Raw genomic sequence first — 2,237 nt, forward strand, 5'->3', positions numbered from 1 at the left:
ACGTTCTCGACTGCCCGACATGCCCGATCCCTCACTGTTCGTGGGACCCGACACCACCGGACGGATCATCGAGGTGATGGCCGTCCACACAGACGACGACCTGATCATCTTCCACGCCATGAAAGCCCGCCCACAGTTCCTCGACCAGATCCGAACCCCCCGGAAAGGAGCACACAGATGACCAAGCCCACCACCCCCGACTGGGACCGGATGGCCGACTGGGCCGAATCGCAGGCCCCGCTGACCGACGACTCGGCCCCCATGCTGACCGGAGCCCAGGCACGCCAGGCCGGCCGACAGTTCCTGCGCGGCAGACCCAATGTGGGGGCCGACCACGCCACCGGTGCCGGTCAGTCCCGTAAACGTGCCACCCGACTCGACGAGCAGACCGACGCCGCACTGGTCGCCCGGGCCCGCCGAGAACACAAGAGTGTCTCAGCGGTCATCCGCGACGTGCTACGCAACGAACTCGCCAAGTCCTGAACCTCAGAAAGTCCCAGCCGGGATCGCCTGACGCCTTCAGGTCCCGGAGGCGTGGGTCGCTGTCCTCGGTGGCCACGGCGTCTCGGCCTTTTCTCGATGCCGAGTCCCCCAGGATCTCGGAGTGAGCCAGAGGACTCTCTGCACCGCCTTGGCCGAAGCGGACCAGGACGACCACTCTTGATCTCGACGACTCGGATCAGGCTCCACGCAGCTGACAAGTAGCTCACGTTGAGCGCCCCGGACCACCGGCTGTTCCAGAGCTAGTACTCGGTGAAGTTAGGCCTTCCTGCAGCATCAACCGCCGTCATACGCGACGACGGATCACAGCACTCCCATTTCCCGACGGGTCAATCCTTAAACATTGACCCGTCGGCTCACTGCTCTATATTTTAAATGTGAAATGAGCTCTCCTACATCATTCGGAAGGAACCACGTGACCTTCAAGAACAAGCTCCCTTCATAGATTTCTCATCCTCGTCAGAGTGTGCTGCACCTGGCAGCCGCCCTGAACGTCAGTCCAGACGACGTCATGACCGCCCTGAGCGACATAGGCGAGTACGTTCCATCGATGACCAAGAAGACATTGGAAGAGCCTGTCGTTCGGAAGATATACGATCACTTCGGATGTACCTATCTGTCAGATCCGGTCCACCCTTGTTCACAGTGGATACGGCACGGGACCGACACATCTCAGCCTGCGCGCCCACGAAAGCACCCCAATCCGCACCAGTCGTCGGCCACTGGGCCCTACACCACAACAACCAAACGGGAAGGTGTCGCACTAGGGAACCCGAATCAGGACGTGGCTGAGGCTTGGATTCCCCAAGCATGGACGTTTTACGGATTCTCCGACGTTGAGAAGGAGGCATGGTTAGATGCCGGGCTCCGTGACGGACAAGTGCAAGATGCCATCAAGTACCGCGATGCGGGTCTGACTCCCACAGATTTAGGAATGGTCGTTGCCGGATGGTCTGTGAGTAAACGCCTGCGGGCCGGCGAAGATCTCTACTATGTGAAGCGTCTTCTCGACACAACCACCAACACCGAAGCCGCGTAGATTGCGCTGATGGCCCCTGGTGTGCGGGGTGCGGCGCACCAGGGGCCGATCTACTCAACGACGCACAGCACCCGACTGGAGGCCGTATTCGCTGAGGATCGCCACGGCCAGCTGAACAGGTGACACCCACTTGGGCGGCCGGGCGCAGCTCAGAAGTCGTAGCGGCGGGGATCGTGGGGCCGCTCGGTGCCTGGGGGTCTCGAGGGTAGGGATCGCCGGCCGCGATGTCGCGGACTCCCCCGATCTCATCGCAGCTGGCCATGGCGTTACAGCCGGTGGACCGGGTGACTGTGAGCCACGGGGCGATGCGGGGCACCGGGTGACCGCAGAGCCCCCGCATACACAAGAACACAACGAACGATCTATATACGTCCTGCACCCGATTTCGTGGAATGGCTTATGGGGCTACCCGATGGATGGGTCATCGCTCCGCACCTCGGCCTGACCAGTGCACAGCAGCTTGCTGCGCTTGGCAACGGCGTAGCACCGCGACAGGCGTCAATAGCTCTTCAAACCTTGCTTCGTTTTGAGGGGCAGCTGAGCGTGCACTGCCATTCGAGGGAGTCGGCGAACTGAGCGATTCGATGGCGCGATCCGGGCGGGACCCGACCGCGTGCGACCCGCGAGATACCGGCTCTTCCCAGATGAGGGTGTAGCGCACGTCGCGCGGCGGGCCGGCGCGTCGGTGGCCGGATAG

The 2,237-nt window shown here is 62.2% G+C and carries 3 protein-coding genes; all 3 read left to right on the top strand.

The genetic code is table 11. The features are described 5' to 3' along the window. Positions 1 to 181, top strand: a 181-nt coding sequence (locus H590_RS18800) for a hypothetical protein (protein WP_036982692.1), incomplete at its 5' end; no start/stop codon positions are given. After that, positions 178 to 483: a ribbon-helix-helix domain-containing protein gene (locus H590_RS0113615; RefSeq protein ID WP_028703940.1), complete on the top strand. Its 306-nt coding sequence runs from the start codon at positions 178 to 180 to the stop codon at positions 481 to 483. The genes H590_RS18800 and H590_RS0113615, both read left to right, overlap by 4 nt. An 802-nt stretch (positions 484 to 1,285) precedes the next feature. Continuing rightward, positions 1,286 to 1,540 (top strand): hypothetical protein, encoded by a 255-nt coding sequence (locus H590_RS18570; RefSeq protein ID WP_154655340.1) that lies wholly within the window; start codon positions 1,286 to 1,288, stop codon positions 1,538 to 1,540. The last annotated feature ends 697 nt before the right edge of the window (positions 1,541 to 2,237 follow it).

Source organism: Acidipropionibacterium jensenii DSM 20535 (assembly GCF_000425285.1).
Taxonomy (GTDB): Bacteria; Actinomycetota; Actinomycetes; order Propionibacteriales; family Propionibacteriaceae; genus Acidipropionibacterium; species Acidipropionibacterium jensenii.